We start from the raw sequence: 16,890 nt of genomic DNA, 5'->3' as shown, positions 1-16,890 counted from the left end.
CGCGTGGGAATGCATCCAATGACGCTCCGCGTCCGGTAACCGGCAATCAGAACTGCGACTGCAGGTAATTTTCCAACCCGATCAACTTGATCAAACCCAACTGCTTCTCAAGCCAGTAGGTATGGTCTTCCTCGGTGTCATTGAGTTGAACACGCAGGATTTCGCGGGTGACATAGTCGTTGTGCTGTTCGCACAACTCGATACCCTTGCACAGCGCGGCGCGGACCTTGTATTCCAGGCGCAGGTCGGCAGCTAGCATATCGGGCACTGTGGTGCCGATGTCCAGATCGTCCGGGCGCATGCGCGGCGTACCTTCGAGCATCAGGATGCGGCGCATCAACGCATCGGCATGCTGGGCTTCTTCTTCCATTTCATGGTTGATACGTTCGTAGAGCTCGGTAAAACCCCAATCCTCGTACATCCGCGAATGGATGAAATATTGATCACGGGCTGCCAGTTCGCCTGTCAGCAACGTGTTGAGGTAATCGATTACGTCCGGGTGACCTTGCATCGCCCTACATCTCCACAAGCCTTGAAAGGCCCTAGTTTGAACCAAGCCGGCCGCCAGGTCACTGTGCTATCGCAATAAATGCGAAGAAAATCTGAGAAAACTGGGCTAAATAACGCAAAAACCGCCCTAATGAGGGCGGTTCTGCTTCTCGTTTAGACTTAGTTAAGCTCTACGCCCAACGCCTTTGCGATACCTTCTCCATAAGCGGCGTCCGCCCTGGAGAAATGCTGCAGCTGACGGTCGACGACATCCGCTGACACACCGCCCATCGCACCGGCGATGTTGCTGATCAGCAGGGCCTGCTGTTCGCTGCTCATCAGACGGAACAGCGCACCGGCATGGCTGTAGTAGTCAGTGTCTTCCCGATGATCGTAACGATCCGCCGCCCCGGTAAGGGCCAAGGCTGGTTCCGCATAATGCGGCGCCTGCTTCGGCGCCTCTACGTAGCTGTTGGGCTCGTAGTTCGGTGCTGCCCCGCCATTGCTGCCGAACGCCATGGCTCCGTCGCGCTGGTAGGTATTGACCGGACTGCGCGGTGCATTCACCGGCAATTGCTGGTGATTGGTGCCGACACGGTAGCGGTGGGCATCGGCGTAAGCGAACACGCGCCCCTGCAGCATGCGGTCCGGCGACAGGCCTACGCCCGGCACCATGTTGCTCGGCCCGAACGCCGCCTGTTCCACTTCGGCAAAGTAGTTCAGCGGATTACGGTTGAGTTCGAGTTCCCCGACTTCAATCAGCGGAAACTCCTTCTGCGACCAGGTCTTGGTCACGTCGAACGGGTTCTCGTAATGGGCGGCGGCCTGAGCTTCGGTCATGATCTGGATGCAAACGCTCCATTTCGGAAAGTCACCGCGCTCGATGGCATTGAACAAGTCACGCTGCGCGTAGTCCGGGTCGGTACCCGCCAGACGCGCAGCCTCAGCCGGCGCCAGGTTCTTGATGCCTTGCTTGGTCTTGTAGTGCCACTTCACCCAGTGACGCTCACCTTGGGCGTTGATCAGACTGTAGGTGTGACTGCCGAAACCGTGCATATGACGGTAGCCGTCAGGAATGCCGCGATCGGAGAACAGAATGGTGACCTGGTGCAAGGCTTCTGGAGAATGAGACCAGAAATCCCACATCGCCTGGGCGCTTTTCAGGTTGCTTTGTGGCAGGCGCTTTTGGGTATGGATGAAGTCTGGAAACTTCAGCGGATCACGAATGAAGAAAACCGGCGTGTTATTACCAACAATGTCCCAGTTACCTTCCTCGGTGTAGAACTTCAGGGCAAAACCACGGGGATCGCGCTCGGTGTCGGCAGATCCGCGCTCGCCACCCACGGTGGAGAACCGCAGGAACGTTGGTGTCTGCTTACCGACCGAATCGAACAGCTTGGCGCTGGTGTACTGAGTAATGTCCCGAGTTACCGTAAATGTACCGTAGGCGCCCGAGCCCTTGGCGTGTACACGACGCTCAGGGATGTTCTCGCGGTTGAAGTGAGCAAGCTTCTCGATGAGGTGGAAATCGTCGAGCAACAGCGGGCCACGCGGGCCAGCTGAGCGAGAATTCTGGTTATCGGCGACAGGAGCGCCGCTTGCGGTCGTAAGCGTTTTGATCTGGCTCATGCTCAATCTTCCTCGGTCGGTCTTCGAACTGCCGGCTAATCGGCTGGAAAGGAGTATCGAACATGTTAGTGACAGTATCCAAATTTATTAAATCATGGGCGTCGATAGTCATTATCTAACGTTGCCCTGTTGCCAATAGCGAAGCCAGCCGCAACGGTTCCTTTGCTTTTCTATCAGGCACAAAAAACCGGGCACTAGGCCCGGTTCTTTGTATATTGCCGTCTTACTCAGCGGATACAGCTTCACCGCCGGTAGCACGATCAACCAACTCGACGTACGCCATAGGCGCGTTGTCGCCAGCGCGGAAACCGCACTTGAGGATGCGCAGGTAGCCACCCTCACGGGTAGCGTAACGCTTGCCCAGGTCGTTGAAGAGCTTACCAACGATAGCTTTCGAACGAGTACGGTCGAAAGCCAGGCGGCGGTTAGCCAGGCTATCTGTCTTGGCCAGAGTGATCAGCGGCTCAGCAACGCGACGCAGTTCTTTGGCTTTCGGCAGTGTAGTTTTGATCAGCTCGTGCTCGAACAGCGACACCGCCATGTTTTGGAACATGGCCTTGCGGTGCGAGCTGGTGCGGCTCAGGTGACGACCACTTTTACGATGACGCATGGTTCATTCCTTACCAAACACAACGTTCGGTGATTACGACGATCAGGCAGTCGCCTTGTCGTCCTTCTTAAGACTTGCAGGCGGCCAGTTGTCGAGGCGCATGCCGAGGGACAGACCGCGGGAGGCCAGAACGTCCTTGATTTCAGTCAAGGATTTCTTGCCAAGGTTCGGAGTCTTCAACAGCTCTACTTCGGTGCGCTGAATCAGGTCGCCGATGTAGTAGATGTTTTCCGCCTTAAGGCAGTTAGCCGAACGTACAGTCAGTTCCAGATCGTCAACCGGGCGAAGCAGGATCGGATCGATCTCGTCTTCCTGCTCGACAACCACTGGCTCACTGTCACCCTTGAGGTCGACGAACGCAGCCAACTGCTGTTGCAGGATGGTTGCAGCGCGGCGGATAGCCTCTTCAGGATCCAGGGTACCGTTGGTTTCCAGATCAATAACCAGCTTGTCCAGGTTGGTGCGCTGTTCGACACGGGCGTTTTCCACCACGTATGCGATACGGCGAACCGGGCTGAACGAAGAGTCAAGCTGCAAGCGACCGATGCTGCGGCTTTCGTCTTCATCGCTCTGACGCGAGTCTGCCGGTTCATAACCACGACCACGAGCTACGGTGAGCTTCATGTTCAGGGCGCCGTTAGACGCCAGGTTAGCGATTACGTGATCGGGGTTAACGATCTCGACATCATGATCCAGCTGAATATCGGCAGCGGTAACCACCCCCGAACCCTTCTTCGACAAGGTCAGCGTAACTTCGTCACGACCGTGCAGCTTGATAGCCAGACCTTTAAGGTTCAACAGGATTTCAATGACATCTTCCTGTACGCCTTCGATGGCGCTGTACTCGTGGAGTACACCGTCAATCTCGGCCTCGACTACTGCACAGCCGGGCATTGAGGACAACAGGATGCGGCGCAGCGCGTTGCCCAGGGTGTGGCCGAAACCACGCTCGAGAGGCTCGAGAGTGATCTTGGCGCGGGTTGGACTGACAACCTGCACATCAATATGGCGGGGTGTCAGGAACTCATTTACCGAAATCTGCATGGATGCACCTATTTTCTAGCCCTTACTTGGAGTAGAGCTCGACAATCAGGCTTTCGTTGATGTCGGCGGACAGATCACTGCGAGCTGGAACGTTCTTGAAAACGCCCGACTTCTTCTCAGTGTCTACTTCTACCCATTCTACGCGGCCACGTTGGGCACACAGATCGAGAGCTTGGACAATGCGAAGTTGGTTCTTTGCTTTCTCGCGAACAGCAACCACGTCACCAGCACGAACCTGGTAGGACGGAACGTTTACGGTTTGACCGTTAACGCTGATCGACTTGTGCGATACCAGCTGACGGGATTCGGCACGAGTAGAACCGAAACCCATACGGTATACAACGTTGTCCAGACGGCATTCGAGCAGTTGCAACAGGTTTTCGCCGGTTGCGCCTTTCTTGCCAGCAGCTTCTTTGTAGTAGCCGCTGAATTGACGCTCGAGAACGCCGTAGATACGACGGACCTTCTGCTTTTCACGCAGTTGGGTGCCGTAATCGGACTGGCGACCGCGGCGTTGGCCGTGGATACCAGGTGCTGCTTCGATGTTGCACTTCGATTCGATCGCGCGCACGCCGCTCTTCAGGAAGAGATCGGTGCCTTCGCGACGAGCGAGTTTGCATTTTGGACCAATGTAACGAGCCATTCTTTACAATCTCCTGGATTACACGCGGCGCTTCTTCGGCGGACGGCACCCGTTGTGCGGGATTGGCGTCACGTCGGTGATGCTGGCGATCTTGTAGCCACAGCCGTTCAAAGCACGAACTGCGGATTCACGACCTGGACCTGGACCCTTGACGTTGACGTCGAGGTTTTTCAGGCCGTATTCCAGCGCAGCTTGACCAGCACGCTCAGCAGCTACTTGAGCAGCGAACGGGGTGGACTTGCGGGAACCGCGGAAACCCGAACCACCGGAGGTAGCCCAGGAAAGAGCGTTACCTTGACGGTCGGTAATGGTCACGATGGTGTTGTTAAAAGAAGCATGGATGTGGGCGATGCCATCAACCACTGTCTTTTTAACTTTTTTACGAGGACGAGCAGCAGGTTTTGCCATGATTAAATTCCTGTCGATTCGCTGGGGCGATTACTTGCGGATCGGCTTACGCGGACCTTTACGGGTACGCGCGTTGGTCTTGGTACGCTGACCGCGTACTGGCAGACCACGACGATGACGCAGACCGCGATAGCAACCGAGGTCCATCAAGCGCTTGATTTTCATGTTGACTTCGCGACGCAGGTCACCTTCAGTGGTGAACTTCGCCACTTCGCCACGCAGCTGTTCAATCTGCTCGTCGCTCAGATCTTTGATCTTTGCCGCTGGGTTGACCCCAGCCACTGCACAAATTTTCTGCGCAGTAGTGCGACCAACACCATAGATGTAGGTCAGCGAGATAACAGTATGCTTGTTATCTGGAATGTTGACGCCTGCAATACGGGCCATTCAGTGGGACTCCAATTGACAGCTACCTACGCCCCGGAAGCCAAGAAATAGGGCGCGAGATAATATCGCTGTAATAACAAATAATCAACCCGGCAGCGCACTAGCTGCCGGGCTTAAAGCACAATCACACTCAGCCTTGGCGCTGTTTGTGACGCGGTTCCGCGCTGCAAATTACTCGAACAACACCTTCGCGGCGAATAATCTTGCAGTTACGGCACAGCTTTTTCACCGATGCACGAACTTTCATCACCAACTCCTCGAACCTTATGGACGCTACTCAGCGCAGCATGCCGCTGCCGTAGCCCTTCAGGTTGGCTTTCTTCATCAGGGATTCGTACTGGTGCGAAACGAGGTGCGATTGTACTTGGGACATGAAGTCCATCACAACCACGACCACGATCAGCAACGAGGTCCCGCCAAGGTAGAACGGTACGTTTGCCGCAACCACCAGGAACTGGGGCAACAAGCAGACGGCCGTCATGTAAAGAGCACCGAACATGGTCAAGCGAGTCAGAACGCCATCAATGTAGCGCGCAGACTGCTCACCTGGACGGATACCCGGAATAAAGGCACCGGACTTCTTCAGGTTTTCCGCTACGTCTTTCGGATTGAACATCAACGCCGTATAGAAGAAGCAGAAGAAAATAATCCCTGCACTAAACAGCAGAATATTCAACGGCTGACCAGGAGCGATCGACTGCGAGATGTCCTGCAACCAGCCCATACCTTCAGACTGGCCGAACCAGGCACCCAACGAAGCCGGGAACAGCAAGATGCTGCTCGCGAAAATAGCCGGGATAACGCCGGCCATGTTCACCTTCAACGGCAAGTGGCTGGTCTGCGCAGCAAACACCTTGCGGCCCTGCTGACGCTTGGCGTAGTGAACAGCAATACGACGCTGACCACGCTCAATGAACACCACGAAACCGATAATCGCTACTGCCAGCAAACCGATGGCAACCAGGGCGAAAATGTTGATATCACCCTGACGCGCAGACTCGAAAGACTGCCCGATCGCTCTCGGAAGACCGGCGACGATACCTGCGAAGATCAACATCGAGATACCGTTGCCAACACCACGCTCAGTAATCTGCTCACCCAACCACATCATGAACATCGCGCCTGCCACAAACGTGGAAACCGCGACGAAATGGAAGCTGAAGTCAGCAGTGAACGAAACGCCCTGCCCTGCCAGGCCAATGGACATGCCAATGGCCTGGACGAGAGCGAGTACGACAGTGCCGTAGCGGGTGTACTGGCTGATCTTGCGACGGCCAGCTTCACCTTCCTTCTTCAACTGCTCCAGTTGCGGGCTGACGGCTGTCATCAGTTGCATGATGATCGATGCCGAAATGTACGGCATGATCCCCAGTGCAAAGATGCTCATCCGCTCAAGCGCGCCGCCGGAAAACATGTTGAACAAGCTAAGAATGGTCCCCTCATTCTGTCGAAACAGGTCTGCGAGTCGGTCCGGGTTGATACCTGGAACCGGGATGTGTGCGCCTATTCGGTAGACGATAATCGCCAGGAACAGAAAACGCAGACGAGCCCAGAGTTCAGACATACCGCCTTTGCCGAGCGCAGAGAGAGCACCTTGCTTAGCCATTTATTCCTCGAACTTGCCGCCAGCTGCTTCGATAGCCGCACGCGCACCTTTGGTGGCGCCGATTCCCTTTCCGATGGTGACAGCGCGAGCAACTTCGCCCGACAGCATGATTTTCACACGCTGTACGTTCTGGTTGATCACGTTGGCATCCTTCAGGGACTGCACGGTGACGATGTCGCCGTCCACCTTAGCCAGCTCGGACAGACGCACTTCTGCGCGGTCCATGGCCTTCAGGGAAACGAAACCGAACTTCGGCAGGCGACGATGCAGCGGCTGTTGACCGCCTTCAAAGCCTGGAGCAATGGTGCCACCGGAGCGGGAGGTCTGACCTTTGTGGCCACGGCCACCGGTCTTGCCCAAACCACTACCGATACCACGGCCCGGACGATGCTTTTCGCGACGGGAACCCGGCGCTGGACTCAGATCATTGAGTTTCATCGATTAACCCTCGACACGCAGCATGTAGTAAGCCTTGTTGATCATCCCGCGATTCTCGGGAGTATCCTGGACTTCTACAGTGTGACCGATGCGACGCAGACCCAGACCCTTAACGCACAGTTTGTGGTTAGGGATGCGGCCGGTCATGCTTTTGATCAGCGTAACTTTTACGGTAGCCATGATCAGAAGATCTCCTTGACGCTTTTGCCACGCTTGGCGGCAATGGATTCAGGAGACTGCATTGCTTTCAAACCCTTGAAAGTGGCGTGAACCACGTTTACTGGGTTAGTCGAGCCGTAGCACTTGGCCAGAACGTTCTGAACGCCAGCAACTTCGAGGACAGCACGCATAGCGCCGCCAGCGATGATACCGGTACCTTCAGAAGCAGGCTGCATGTACACCTTCGAAGCGCCATGGGCAGACTTCATTGCGTACTGCAGGGTGGTGCCGTTCAGATCAACCTGGATCATGTTGCGGCGAGCAGCTTCCATTGCCTTCTGGATCGCAGCAGGCACTTCACGCGACTTGCCACGGCCGAAGCCAACACGGCCTTTACCATCACCAACCACGGTCAACGCGGTGAAAGTGAAGATACGGCCGCCTTTAACGGTTTTGGCTACGCGGTTAACTTGAACCAGCTTCTCGATGTAGCCTTCGTCGCGCTTTTGGTCGTTATTTGACATAACTTAGAACTCCAGCCCAGCTTCACGAGCAGCATCAGCCAGCGCCTTGACGCGGCCGTGGTACTTGAAGCCAGAGCGGTCGAAAGCCACCTGCGAGACGCCAGCGGCTTTAGCACGCGTAGCGACCAGCTGGCCAACCTTAGTGGCCGCGTCGATGTTGCCGGTGGCACCATCACGCAGTTCTTTATCCAAAGTCGAGGCACTTGCCAGGACCTTGTTGCCGTCGGCCGAAATGACCTGGGCGTAGATGTGCTGCGAAGAGCGGAACACGCAGAGACGCACGACTTCGAGTTCGTGCATTTTCAGGCGTGCTTTGCGAGCGCGACGCAGTCGAGTAACTTTTTTGTCGGTCATTTGCTATGCCCTACTTCTTCTTGGCTTCTTTACGACGGACGACTTCGTCCGCGTAGCGCACACCTTTGCCTTTGTACGGCTCTGGTGGACGGAAGTCGCGGATCTCGGCGGCCACTTGACCTACCAGCTGCTTGTCGATGCCCTTGATCAGGATATCGGTCTGGCTAGGAGTCTCAGCGGTGATGCCTTCCGGCAGTTCGTAATCCACTGGGTGCGAGAAGCCAAGAGCCAGGTTCAGAACCGAGCCTTTTGCTTGCGCTTTGTAACCAACACCGACCAGCTGGAGCTTGCGCTCGAAGCCTTGGCTTACGCCTTGGACCATGTTGTTTACCAACGCACGAGTGGTACCAGCCATTGCGCGAGTCTGTTGATCGCCATTGCGAGCAGCGAAACGCAGCTCACCGGCTTCTTCAACGATCTCAACGGACGAATGGATGTTCAGTTCAAGAGTGCCCTTGGCACCCTTCACCGAAAGCTGTTGGCCTGCGAATTTGACTTCGACACCGGCTGGCAGCTTAACGGGGTTCTTAGCGACGCGAGACATGCTTATCCCCCCTTAGAACACAGTGCAAAGAACTTCGCCGCCGACACCGGCAGCGCGCGCAGCACGATCAGTCATCACACCTTTGTTGGTGGAGACGATAGACACGCCCAGACCGCCGCGAACTTTCGGCAGATCCTCGACGGACTTGTACTGACGCAGGCCTGGACGGCTAACGCGCTTCACTTCCTCGATGACCGGACGGCCTTCGAAGTATTTCAGCTCGATGGACAGCAGTGGCTTGATTTCGCTGCTGATCTGATAACCCGCGATGTAACCTTCGTCCTTCAGGACTTTTGCTACAGCCACCTTCAACGTGGAAGACGGCATGCTTACGACGGACTTTTCAGCCATCTGGGCATTACGGATTCGAGTTAGCATGTCCGCTAACGGGTCCTGCATACTCATGGGCTAGACGCTCCTAATGCAAAAAAATTAGCCTTGCGGCTACTACGTGTCGCCGAGAAACTCCGGGCATGAAAAACACGGGCTCAGGCGAGCCGGTCATTCTAGACATACCCCAGAAATGAATCAAGCCCCAAAAGGGGCTTGATTCTGCTTCAAGGCCACCGGCGGTCAGGATCCTGAGATCCCGAACACCGAGACTTTGACGGTGCTTACCAGCTGGCTTTAACCAGACCTGGAACGTCACCACGCATTGCAGCTTGGCGCAGCATGTTACGGCCGAGGCCGAACTTGCGGTATACGCCGTGCGGACGACCAGTCAGGCGGCAGCGGTTACGCATGCGCGAGGCGCTTGCGTCACGTGGCTGCTTCTGCAGTGCTACGGTCGCTTCCCAACGTGCTTCTGGACTTGCGTTCAGATCAACGATGATAGCTTTCAGCGCTGCACGCTTGGTGGCGTACTTGGCAACGGTGAGCTGACGCTTCAGCTCACGGTTCTTCATGCTCTTCTTGGCCATTTTCCTACTCCAATCAGTTGCGGAACGGGAATTTGAAAGCACGCAGCAGAGCGCGACCTTCGTCATCCGATTTGGCAGTGGTGGTCAGGGTAATGTCCAGACCGCGCAGAGCATCGATCTTGTCGTAATCGATTTCCGGGAAAATGATCTGCTCTTTCACGCCCATGCTGTAGTTGCCACGACCGTCGAAGGACTTGGCATTCAGGCCGCGGAAGTCGCGAACCCGAGGCAGGGAGATCGACAGCAGACGATCCAGGAACTCGTACATACGATCGCGACGCAGGGTCACTTTGACACCGATCGGCCAACCTTCGCGGACTTTGAAGCCAGCGATGGATTTGCGAGCGTGAGTCACAACGACTTTCTGGCCGGTGATCTTCTCCAGGTCAGCTACCGCGTGCTCGATGACTTTCTTGTCACCGATCGCTTCGCCCAGACCCATGTTCAGGGTGATCTTGGTAATGCGCGGAACTTCCATCACGTTCGCCAGCTTAAGTTCTTCCTTAAGCTTCGGTGCGATTTCCTTCCGGTAAATCTCTTTCAGTCGTGCCATGGTCTTCTACCTAGCAGTGTTCAAGCATCAACCGCTTTTTGGGTCGACTTGAAGACACGAATTTTTTTGCCGTCTTCTACTTTGAAACCAACGCGGTCAGCCTTGTTGGTTTCGCCGTTGAAAATGGCGACGTTGGAAGCGTGCAGTGGCGCTTCTTTCTCGACGATACCGCCCTGTACGCCCGACATCGGGTTAGGCTTGGTATGGCGCTTGACCAGGTTCAGACCACCAACAACCAGACGGTTGTCAGCGAGAACCTTGAGCACCTTACCGCGCTTGCCCTTGTCTTTGCCGGCGATCACGATGATCTCGTCGTCACGACGAATCTTTTGCATGTCGGATCTCCTTACAGCACTTCTGGGGCGAGCGAGACGATCTTCATGAACTTCTCAGTACGAAGTTCACGGGTCACTGGCCCAAAGATACGGGTGCCGATTGGCTCTTGCTTGTTGTTCAACAGAACAGCAGCGTTGCCATCAAAGCGGATGATGGAGCCGTCAGCGCGACGAACACCATGGCGAGTGCGGACTACAACAGCAGTCATCACTTGACCTTTCTTCACTTTACCGCGAGGAATTGCTTCCTTGACGGTAACTTTGATGATGTCGCCAATAGCAGCGTAACGACGATGGGAGCCACCCAGCACCTTGATGCACATAACGCGGCGAGCGCCGCTGTTATCGGCCACATCAAGCATGGATTGAGTCTGAATCATATAATTTCTCCGACCCCTAGCCCTTAGACTTCCACAGCGCGTTCGAGAACATCAACCAGCGCCCAAGATTTGGTCTTGGCCATCGGACGGGTTTCACGAATAGTGACCTTGTCGCCGATGTGGCACTGATTGGTTTCGTCGTGCGCGTGCAGCTTAGTCGAACGCTTAACGTATTTACCGTAGATCGGGTGCTTAACGCGACGCTCGATCAGAACGGTGATGGTTTTGTCCATCTTGTCGCTGACAACACGGCCAGTCAGCGTACGGACAGTTTTTTCGGCTTCAGCCATGATTACTTACCTGCCTGCTGGTTGAGCACAGTTTTCACGCGAGCGATGTCACGCTTAACTTGCGAGAGCAGATGAGACTGCCCCAACTGGCCAGTTGCTTTCTGCATACGCAGATTGAACTGGTCGCGCAGCAGGCCGAGCAGTTGCTCGTTCAGCTGCTGTGCTGATTTTTCACGAAGTTCATTCGCTTTCATCACATCACCGTCCGTTTAACAAAGGAGGTGGCGAGCGGCAGCTTTGCAGCAGCCAGGGCGAAAGCCTCACGCGCCAGCTCTTCAGAAACACCCTCGATTTCATACAGGACTTTGCCTGGCTGAATCTGGGCAACCCAGTACTCCACGTTACCCTTACCTTTACCCATCCGAACTTCGAGTGGCTTCTTGGTGACAGGCTTGTCCGGGAATACACGGATCCAGATCTTGCCGCCACGTTTTACGTGACGGGTCAGAGCACGACGCGCTGACTCGATCTGACGAGCGGTGAGACGACCACGAGCAACAGACTTCAGCGCGAACTCGCCGAAGCTGACTTTGCTACCGCGCAATGCCAGGCCACGGTTGTGACCGGTCATCTGCTTGCGGAACTTCGTACGCTTTGGTTGCAACATTTGGCGTACCCCTTACTTAGCAGCTTTTTTACGAGGCGCTGGTGCTTGTGGTTTCAGCTCTTCTTGGCGACCACCAATTACTTCGCCTTTGAAGATCCAAACCTTTACACCGATCACACCGTAGGTGGTGTGAGCTTCGTAGTTGGCATAGTCGATGTCGGCACGCAGGGTGTGCAGTGGCACACGACCTTCGCGATACCATTCAGTACGTGCGATTTCAGCACCGCCGAGACGACCGCTCACTTGGATTTTGATGCCTTTGGCACCAATGCGAATTGCGTTCTGTACAGCGCGCTTCATAGCGCGACGGAACATTACGCGACGCTCCAGCTGCTGAGCTACGCTCTGCGCAACCAGCATACCGTCGAGTTCCGGCTTGCGGATCTCTTCGATATTGATGTGCACAGGCACACCCATTTGCTTGGTCAGGTCCTGACGCAGTTTCTCAACATCTTCACCTTTCTTCCCGATAACGATACCTGGACGAGCGGTGTGGATGGTGATACGTGCAGTCTGAGCCGGACGATGGATATCGATACGGCTTACGGACGCGCTTTTTAGTTTGTCTTGGAGATACTCACGCACCTTCAGATCAGCGAACAAGTAGTCCGCATAAGTCCGACCGTCTGCGTACCAGACGGAGGTGTGCTCCTTGACGATTCCCAGGCGAATGCCAATGGGATGTACTTTCTGACCCATCTCTTCGACTCCGTTACTTGTCAGCAACCTTGACAGTGATATGGCAAGACCGCTTGACGATGCGATCAGCACGGCCTTTGGCACGTGGCATGATGCGCTTCAGCGAACGCCCTTCGTTGACGAAAACGGTGCTGACCTTCAGGTCATCAACGTCTGCGCCTTCGTTATGCTCGGCGTTGGCTACGGCCGACTCCAGCACTTTTTTCATGATCTCGGCGGCTTTCTTACTGCTGAAAGCCAACAGGTTGAGCGCTTCGCCCACCTTCTTCCCGCGGATCTGGTCGGCGACCAAGCGGGCTTTCTGGGCGGAGATTCGAGCGCCCGACAACTTAGCGGCTACTTCCATTTCCTTACCCCTTAACGCTTGGCTTTCTTGTCAGCCACGTGCCCACGGTATGTGCGGGTACCGGCGAACTCGCCCAGTTTGTGGCCGACCATGTCTTCGTTCACGAGAACTGGGACGTGCTGGCGACCGTTGTGTACTGCGATGGTCAGACCGACCATTTGTGGCAGGATCATCGAACGACGCGACCAGGTCTTAACTGGTTTGCGATCGTTCTTTTCCGCCGCCACTTCGATCTTCTTCAGTAGGTGAAGATCAATAAAAGGACCTTTTTTCAGAGAACGTGGCACTGTCGTATCCCTCTATTTACTTGCGACGACGGACGATCATTTTGTCGGTACGCTTATTACCACGAGTCTTCGCGCCCTTAGTCGGGAAGCCCCATGGCGATACCGGATGACGACCACCAGAGGTACGACCTTCACCACCACCATGTGGGTGGTCAACCGGGTTCATGGCAACACCACGAACGGTTGGGCGAACGCCACGCCAGCGCTTGGCACCAGCTTTACCCAACGAACGCAGGCTGTGCTCGGAGTTCGAGACTTCGCCCAGGGTCGCACGGCATTCAGCCAGTACTTTACGCATCTCACCAGAACGCAGACGCAGGGTCACGTAGACACCTTCACGAGCGATCAGCTGAGCCGAAGCACCAGCGGAACGAGCGATTTGCGCGCCTTTACCTGGCTTCAATTCGATGCCGTGTACGGTGCTACCAACTGGAATGTTACGCAGTTGCAGAGCGTTGCCCGGCTTGATCGGTGCCAGGGCACCTGCGATCAGCTGGTCGCCAGCACTCACGCCTTTAGGGGCGATGATGTAGCGACGCTCGCCATCTGCGTACAGCAGCAGAGCGATGTGAGCAGTACGGTTTGGATCGTATTCGATACGCTCGACGGTGGCAGCGATGCCATCCTTGTCGTTGCGACGGAAGTCGACCAGACGATAATGCTGCTTATGACCACCACCCACGTGACGTGTAGTGATACGGCCATTGTTGTTACGACCACCAGACTTCGATTTTTTCTCGAGCAGCGGTGCGTGAGGAGCGCCTTTATGCAGCTCCTGGTTGACCACCTTGACCACAAAACGGCGGCCAGGGGAAGTCGGTTTGCATTTAACGATTGCCATGATGCACCCCTTCCTTACTCAGCACTGCTGCTGAAATCGAGATCTTGGCCTGGCTGAAGGGAGATAACTGCCTTCTTCCAGTCATTACGCTTGCCCAGACCGCGAGCAGTGCGCTTGCTTTTACCCAGAACGTTCAGGGTAGTCACGCGCTCTACTTTCACGCTGAACAGGCTTTCGACGGCCTTCTTGATTTCCAGCTTGGTTGCGTCGGTAGCAACCTTGAAAACGAACTGGCCTTTCTTGTCTGCCAGAACCGTAGCCTTCTCGGAAACGTGCGGGCCAAGCAGAACTTTAAATACGCGTTCCTGGTTCATCCCAGCAGCTCCTCGAATTTCTTCACGGCCGACACGGTGATCAACACCTTGTCGTATGCGATCAGACTGACCGGATCGGAACCCTGTACGTCACGAACATCGACGTGCGGCAGGTTACGAGCAGCCAGGTACAGGTTCTGATCAACAGCGTCAGACACGATCAAGACGTCAGTCAGGCCCATGCCGTTCAGCTTGTTCAGCAGATCTTTGGTTTTCGGTGCTTCAACAGCGAAGTCCTGAACCACGACCAGACGATCAGTACGCACCAGCTCAGCAAGGATGGAACGCATTGCTGCGCGATACATCTTCTTGTTCAGCTTCTGGGAGTGATCCTGAGGACGAGCTGCGAAAGTGGTACCGCCGCCACGCCAGATTGGGCTACGGATAGTACCGGCACGAGCACGGCCAGTACCTTTCTGACGCCATGGGCGCTTACCGCCACCGGAAACGTCGGAACGGGTCTTTTGCTGCTTGCTACCTTGACGGCCGCCAGCCATGTAGGCCACGACTGCTTGGTGAACCAGCGTCTCGTTGAATTCGCCGCCAAATGTCAGTTCGGAAACTTCGATCGCTTGAGCGTCATTTACATTTAATTGCATGTCAGCTTCCCCTTAACCGCGAGCCTTGGCTGCTGGACGTACAACCACGTTGCCGCCAGTAGCGCCAGGAACAGCGCCCTTGACCAACAACAGATTGCGTTCAGCGTCCACGCGCACTACTTCGAGGGACTGCACGGTCACGCGCTCGGCGCCCATATGACCGGACATTTTCTTGCCCTTGAATACACGACCAGGAGTCTGGCACTGGCCGATAGAGCCTGGAACGCGGTGGGATACGGAGTTACCGTGGGTGTTATCTTGCCCGCGGAAGTTCCAACGCTTGATCGTACCCTGGAAGCCTTTACCTTTGGACTGACCGGTTACATCAACCAGTTGACCAGCAGCGAAGATTTCAGCGTTGATCAGATCGCCGGCCTGGTACTCGCCTTCTTCAAGACGGAATTCCAGTACGGTACGACCAGCGGCAACGTTCGCCTTGGCGAAGTGGCCAGCTTGAGCAGCTGTTACACGCGAAGCACGACGCTCGCCGACAGTGACTTGCACTGCACGATAGCCATCGGTCTCTTCAGTTTTGAACTGGGTGACGCGATTCGGCTCGATCTCAATGACCGTGACCGGAATGGAGACACCTTCTTCGGTGAAAATACGGGTCATACCGCATTTACGACCGACTACACCAATAGTCATGTTGTAAACCTCATGAGTGTACGGGGCTTTCACCCGCTATGGCCGCCCATTTCAGAGCGTTACACGACTAAGACCGAGTCTTAGCCGAGGCTGATCTGCACTTCCACACCGGCCGCAAGATCGAGCTTCATAAGTGCATCAACGGTTTTATCCGTTGGCTGGACGATGTCCAGAACGCGCTTATGAGTACGGATCTCGTACTGGTCACGCGCGTCTTTGTTGACGTGCGGGGAGACCAGAACGGTGAACCGCTCTTTACGGGTAGGCAGTGGAATTGGACCACGCACTTGAGCACCAGTACGTTTCGCGGTTTCCACGATTTCCTGGGTGGATTGGTCGATCAGGCGATGGTCAAAAGCCTTCAACCTGATACGGATTTGCTGATTTTGCATTGGATTTCAGACTCCGGCTGCTATTCCCACCGGGCGCAATACGCCCGTTAAAAGGAGGCGCAATTCTATAGACGCCCCTGATAGGTGTCAACCCAATAAAAAAGCCCCCGCTAAGCGGGGGCTTTTTCAACTCATCAGGCAGACTCTAAAAGAGACTTACTCGATGACTTTGGCTACGACGCCAGCGCCGACGGTACGACCGCCTTCACGGATAGCGAAACGCAGACCGTCTTCCATCGCGATGGTTTTGATCAGAGTGACAGTCATCTGGATGTTGTCACCTGGCATTACCATTTCAACGCCTTCTGGCAGCTCGCAGTTACCAGTCACGTCAGTTGTACGGAAGTAGAACTGTGGACGGTAGCCTTTGAAGAACGGAGTATGACGACCGCCTTCTTCCTTGCTCAGAACGTAAACTTCTGCAACGAACTTGGTGTGTGGCTTGACGGTGCCTGGCTTGACCAGAACCTGACCACGCTCAACGTCGTCACGCTTGGTGCCGCGCAGCAGCACGCCGCAGTTCTCGCCAGCACGACCTTCGTCCAGCAGCTTACGGAACATTTCAACGCCGGTGCAGGTAGTTTTCTGAGTGTCGCGCAGACCGACGATCTCAACTTCTTCCTGGATGCGGACGATGCCACGCTCAACACGACCAGTCACAACAGTACCGCGACCGGAGATCGAGAATACGTCTTCGATTGGCATCAGGAACGGCTTGTCGATAGCACGCTCTGGCTCTGGGATGTAGCTGTCCAGAGTTTCCACCAGCTTCTTGACAGCAGTGGTGCCCATTTCGTTGTCGTCTTGGCCGTTCAGAGCCATCAGAGCCGAACCGATGATGATT

At 55.4% G+C, this 16,890-nt stretch carries 31 protein-coding genes; all 31 read right to left on the bottom strand.

All coding sequences use genetic code 11. From position 1 onward, the window contains the following. Positions 1-46: 46 nt before the first annotated feature. A complete protein-coding gene (bfr, locus tag FGE05_RS28320) occupies positions 47-511 on the bottom strand; it encodes a bacterioferritin (RefSeq protein ID WP_024778335.1) in 465 nt (154 codons plus the stop codon). 158 nt (positions 512-669) lie between these two features. After that, on the bottom strand, positions 670-2,118 hold the full coding sequence (locus FGE05_RS28315; protein WP_139650137.1) for a catalase: 1,449 nt from the start codon (positions 2,116-2,118) through the stop codon (positions 670-672). Between the two features lie 223 nt (positions 2,119-2,341). Beyond that, entirely contained in the window at positions 2,342-2,728 is a 387-nt protein-coding gene (gene rplQ / locus FGE05_RS28310; protein WP_024778333.1) for a 50S ribosomal protein L17, read from the bottom strand. A gap of 42 nt (positions 2,729-2,770) precedes the next feature. Beyond that, a complete protein-coding gene (locus FGE05_RS28305) occupies positions 2,771-3,772 on the bottom strand; it encodes a DNA-directed RNA polymerase subunit alpha (RefSeq protein WP_003186012.1) in 1,002 nt (333 codons plus the stop codon). Positions 3,773-3,794: 22 nt separating this feature from the next. Then, entirely contained in the window at positions 3,795-4,415 is a 621-nt protein-coding gene (gene rpsD, locus FGE05_RS28300) for a 30S ribosomal protein S4 (protein WP_003176404.1), read from the bottom strand. Between the two features lie 18 nt (positions 4,416-4,433). Then, positions 4,434-4,823: a 30S ribosomal protein S11 gene (rpsK, locus tag FGE05_RS28295; protein WP_002555466.1), complete on the bottom strand. Its 390-nt coding sequence runs from the start codon at positions 4,821-4,823 to the stop codon at positions 4,434-4,436. Positions 4,824-4,853: 30 nt separating this feature from the next. Then, positions 4,854-5,210: a 30S ribosomal protein S13 gene (gene rpsM / locus FGE05_RS28290; protein WP_024778332.1), complete on the bottom strand. Its 357-nt coding sequence runs from the start codon at positions 5,208-5,210 to the stop codon at positions 4,854-4,856. 130 nt (positions 5,211-5,340) lie between these two features. After that, entirely contained in the window at positions 5,341-5,457 is a 117-nt protein-coding gene (gene rpmJ / locus FGE05_RS28285; RefSeq protein WP_002555468.1) for a 50S ribosomal protein L36, read from the bottom strand. Positions 5,458-5,487: 30 nt separating this feature from the next. Next, complete coding sequence (gene secY, locus FGE05_RS28280; protein ID WP_139650135.1) at positions 5,488-6,816, bottom strand: preprotein translocase subunit SecY; 1,329 nt, start codon at positions 6,814-6,816, stop codon at positions 5,488-5,490. Beyond that, complete coding sequence (gene rplO / locus FGE05_RS28275) at positions 6,817-7,254, bottom strand: 50S ribosomal protein L15 (RefSeq protein WP_003186032.1); 438 nt, start codon at positions 7,252-7,254, stop codon at positions 6,817-6,819. Positions 7,255-7,257: 3 nt separating this feature from the next. Then, complete coding sequence (gene rpmD, locus FGE05_RS28270; RefSeq protein ID WP_003176408.1) at positions 7,258-7,434, bottom strand: 50S ribosomal protein L30; 177 nt, start codon at positions 7,432-7,434, stop codon at positions 7,258-7,260. Between the two features lie 2 nt (positions 7,435-7,436). Then, the gene (rpsE, locus tag FGE05_RS28265) at positions 7,437-7,937 is read right to left on the bottom strand and encodes a 30S ribosomal protein S5 (protein ID WP_003186035.1); all 501 of its coding nucleotides are present in this window, start codon (positions 7,935-7,937) and stop codon (positions 7,437-7,439) included. A 3-nt stretch (positions 7,938-7,940) separates the two neighbouring features. After that, entirely contained in the window at positions 7,941-8,291 is a 351-nt protein-coding gene (rplR, locus tag FGE05_RS28260; protein WP_003186037.1) for a 50S ribosomal protein L18, read from the bottom strand. Positions 8,292-8,301: 10 nt separating this feature from the next. Continuing rightward, entirely contained in the window at positions 8,302-8,835 is a 534-nt protein-coding gene (gene rplF, locus FGE05_RS28255) for a 50S ribosomal protein L6 (protein ID WP_024077677.1), read from the bottom strand. Positions 8,836-8,847: 12 nt separating this feature from the next. Further along, positions 8,848-9,240 (bottom strand): 30S ribosomal protein S8, encoded by a 393-nt coding sequence (rpsH, locus tag FGE05_RS28250; protein ID WP_017848802.1) that lies wholly within the window; start codon positions 9,238-9,240, stop codon positions 8,848-8,850. Between the two features lie 209 nt (positions 9,241-9,449). Beyond that, complete coding sequence (gene rpsN / locus FGE05_RS28245; protein WP_003186042.1) at positions 9,450-9,755, bottom strand: 30S ribosomal protein S14; 306 nt, start codon at positions 9,753-9,755, stop codon at positions 9,450-9,452. Positions 9,756-9,768: 13 nt separating this feature from the next. Beyond that, entirely contained in the window at positions 9,769-10,308 is a 540-nt protein-coding gene (gene rplE / locus FGE05_RS28240; RefSeq protein WP_024778330.1) for a 50S ribosomal protein L5, read from the bottom strand. Between the two features lie 20 nt (positions 10,309-10,328). Further along, positions 10,329-10,643: a 50S ribosomal protein L24 gene (rplX, locus tag FGE05_RS28235; RefSeq protein WP_003186046.1), complete on the bottom strand. Its 315-nt coding sequence runs from the start codon at positions 10,641-10,643 to the stop codon at positions 10,329-10,331. An 11-nt stretch (positions 10,644-10,654) separates the two neighbouring features. After that, the gene (rplN, locus tag FGE05_RS28230) at positions 10,655-11,023 is read right to left on the bottom strand and encodes a 50S ribosomal protein L14 (protein WP_024778329.1); all 369 of its coding nucleotides are present in this window, start codon (positions 11,021-11,023) and stop codon (positions 10,655-10,657) included. A 23-nt stretch (positions 11,024-11,046) separates the two neighbouring features. Beyond that, positions 11,047-11,313, bottom strand: a complete 267-nt coding sequence (gene rpsQ, locus FGE05_RS28225; protein ID WP_003194644.1) for a 30S ribosomal protein S17 — start codon at positions 11,311-11,313, stop codon at positions 11,047-11,049. Between the two features lie 2 nt (positions 11,314-11,315). Then, positions 11,316-11,507, bottom strand: a complete 192-nt coding sequence (rpmC, locus tag FGE05_RS28220) for a 50S ribosomal protein L29 (protein ID WP_002555481.1) — start codon at positions 11,505-11,507, stop codon at positions 11,316-11,318. Beyond that, positions 11,507-11,920, bottom strand: coding sequence for a 50S ribosomal protein L16 (gene rplP / locus FGE05_RS28215; RefSeq protein ID WP_003186052.1), 414 nt, complete (start codon positions 11,918-11,920; stop codon positions 11,507-11,509). The genes rpmC and rplP overlap by 1 nt, the downstream gene beginning before the upstream one ends. 12 nt (positions 11,921-11,932) lie before the next feature. Then, on the bottom strand, positions 11,933-12,619 hold the full coding sequence (gene rpsC / locus FGE05_RS28210) for a 30S ribosomal protein S3 (protein ID WP_024778328.1): 687 nt from the start codon (positions 12,617-12,619) through the stop codon (positions 11,933-11,935). Positions 12,620-12,632: 13 nt separating this feature from the next. Next, positions 12,633-12,965: a 50S ribosomal protein L22 gene (gene rplV / locus FGE05_RS28205; protein ID WP_003103908.1), complete on the bottom strand. Its 333-nt coding sequence runs from the start codon at positions 12,963-12,965 to the stop codon at positions 12,633-12,635. A gap of 11 nt (positions 12,966-12,976) precedes the next feature. Continuing rightward, entirely contained in the window at positions 12,977-13,252 is a 276-nt protein-coding gene (gene rpsS, locus FGE05_RS28200; RefSeq protein WP_002555486.1) for a 30S ribosomal protein S19, read from the bottom strand. Positions 13,253-13,268: 16 nt separating this feature from the next. Continuing rightward, positions 13,269-14,093, bottom strand: coding sequence for a 50S ribosomal protein L2 (gene rplB / locus FGE05_RS28195; protein WP_007924198.1), 825 nt, complete (start codon positions 14,091-14,093; stop codon positions 13,269-13,271). Positions 14,094-14,107: 14 nt separating this feature from the next. Continuing rightward, a complete protein-coding gene (rplW, locus tag FGE05_RS28190) occupies positions 14,108-14,407 on the bottom strand; it encodes a 50S ribosomal protein L23 (protein WP_002555488.1) in 300 nt (99 codons plus the stop codon). Next, positions 14,404-15,006, bottom strand: coding sequence for a 50S ribosomal protein L4 (gene rplD, locus FGE05_RS28185; protein ID WP_003186057.1), 603 nt, complete (start codon positions 15,004-15,006; stop codon positions 14,404-14,406). Before rplD ends, rplW begins: the two co-directional genes overlap by 4 nt. A 12-nt stretch (positions 15,007-15,018) precedes the next feature. Then, complete coding sequence (gene rplC, locus FGE05_RS28180; RefSeq protein WP_041022493.1) at positions 15,019-15,654, bottom strand: 50S ribosomal protein L3; 636 nt, start codon at positions 15,652-15,654, stop codon at positions 15,019-15,021. An 80-nt stretch (positions 15,655-15,734) separates the two neighbouring features. After that, positions 15,735-16,046 carry a 30S ribosomal protein S10 gene (gene rpsJ / locus FGE05_RS28175; protein WP_003186070.1) on the bottom strand — a complete coding sequence of 104 codons (312 nt, stop codon included), beginning with the start codon at positions 16,044-16,046 and terminating at the stop codon, positions 15,735-15,737. Between the two features lie 156 nt (positions 16,047-16,202). Beyond that, positions 16,203-16,890 (bottom strand): EF-Tu/IF-2/RF-3 family GTPase (locus FGE05_RS28170; protein ID WP_257225744.1); only part of this gene is annotated, 688 nt, incomplete at its 5' end.

Origin of the sequence: Pseudomonas sp. ICMP22404 (assembly GCF_006227205.1) — a bacterium.
Classification (GTDB): domain Bacteria; phylum Pseudomonadota; class Gammaproteobacteria; order Pseudomonadales; family Pseudomonadaceae; genus Aquipseudomonas.
This window is presented reverse-complemented; position numbering and strand designations above follow the sequence as displayed.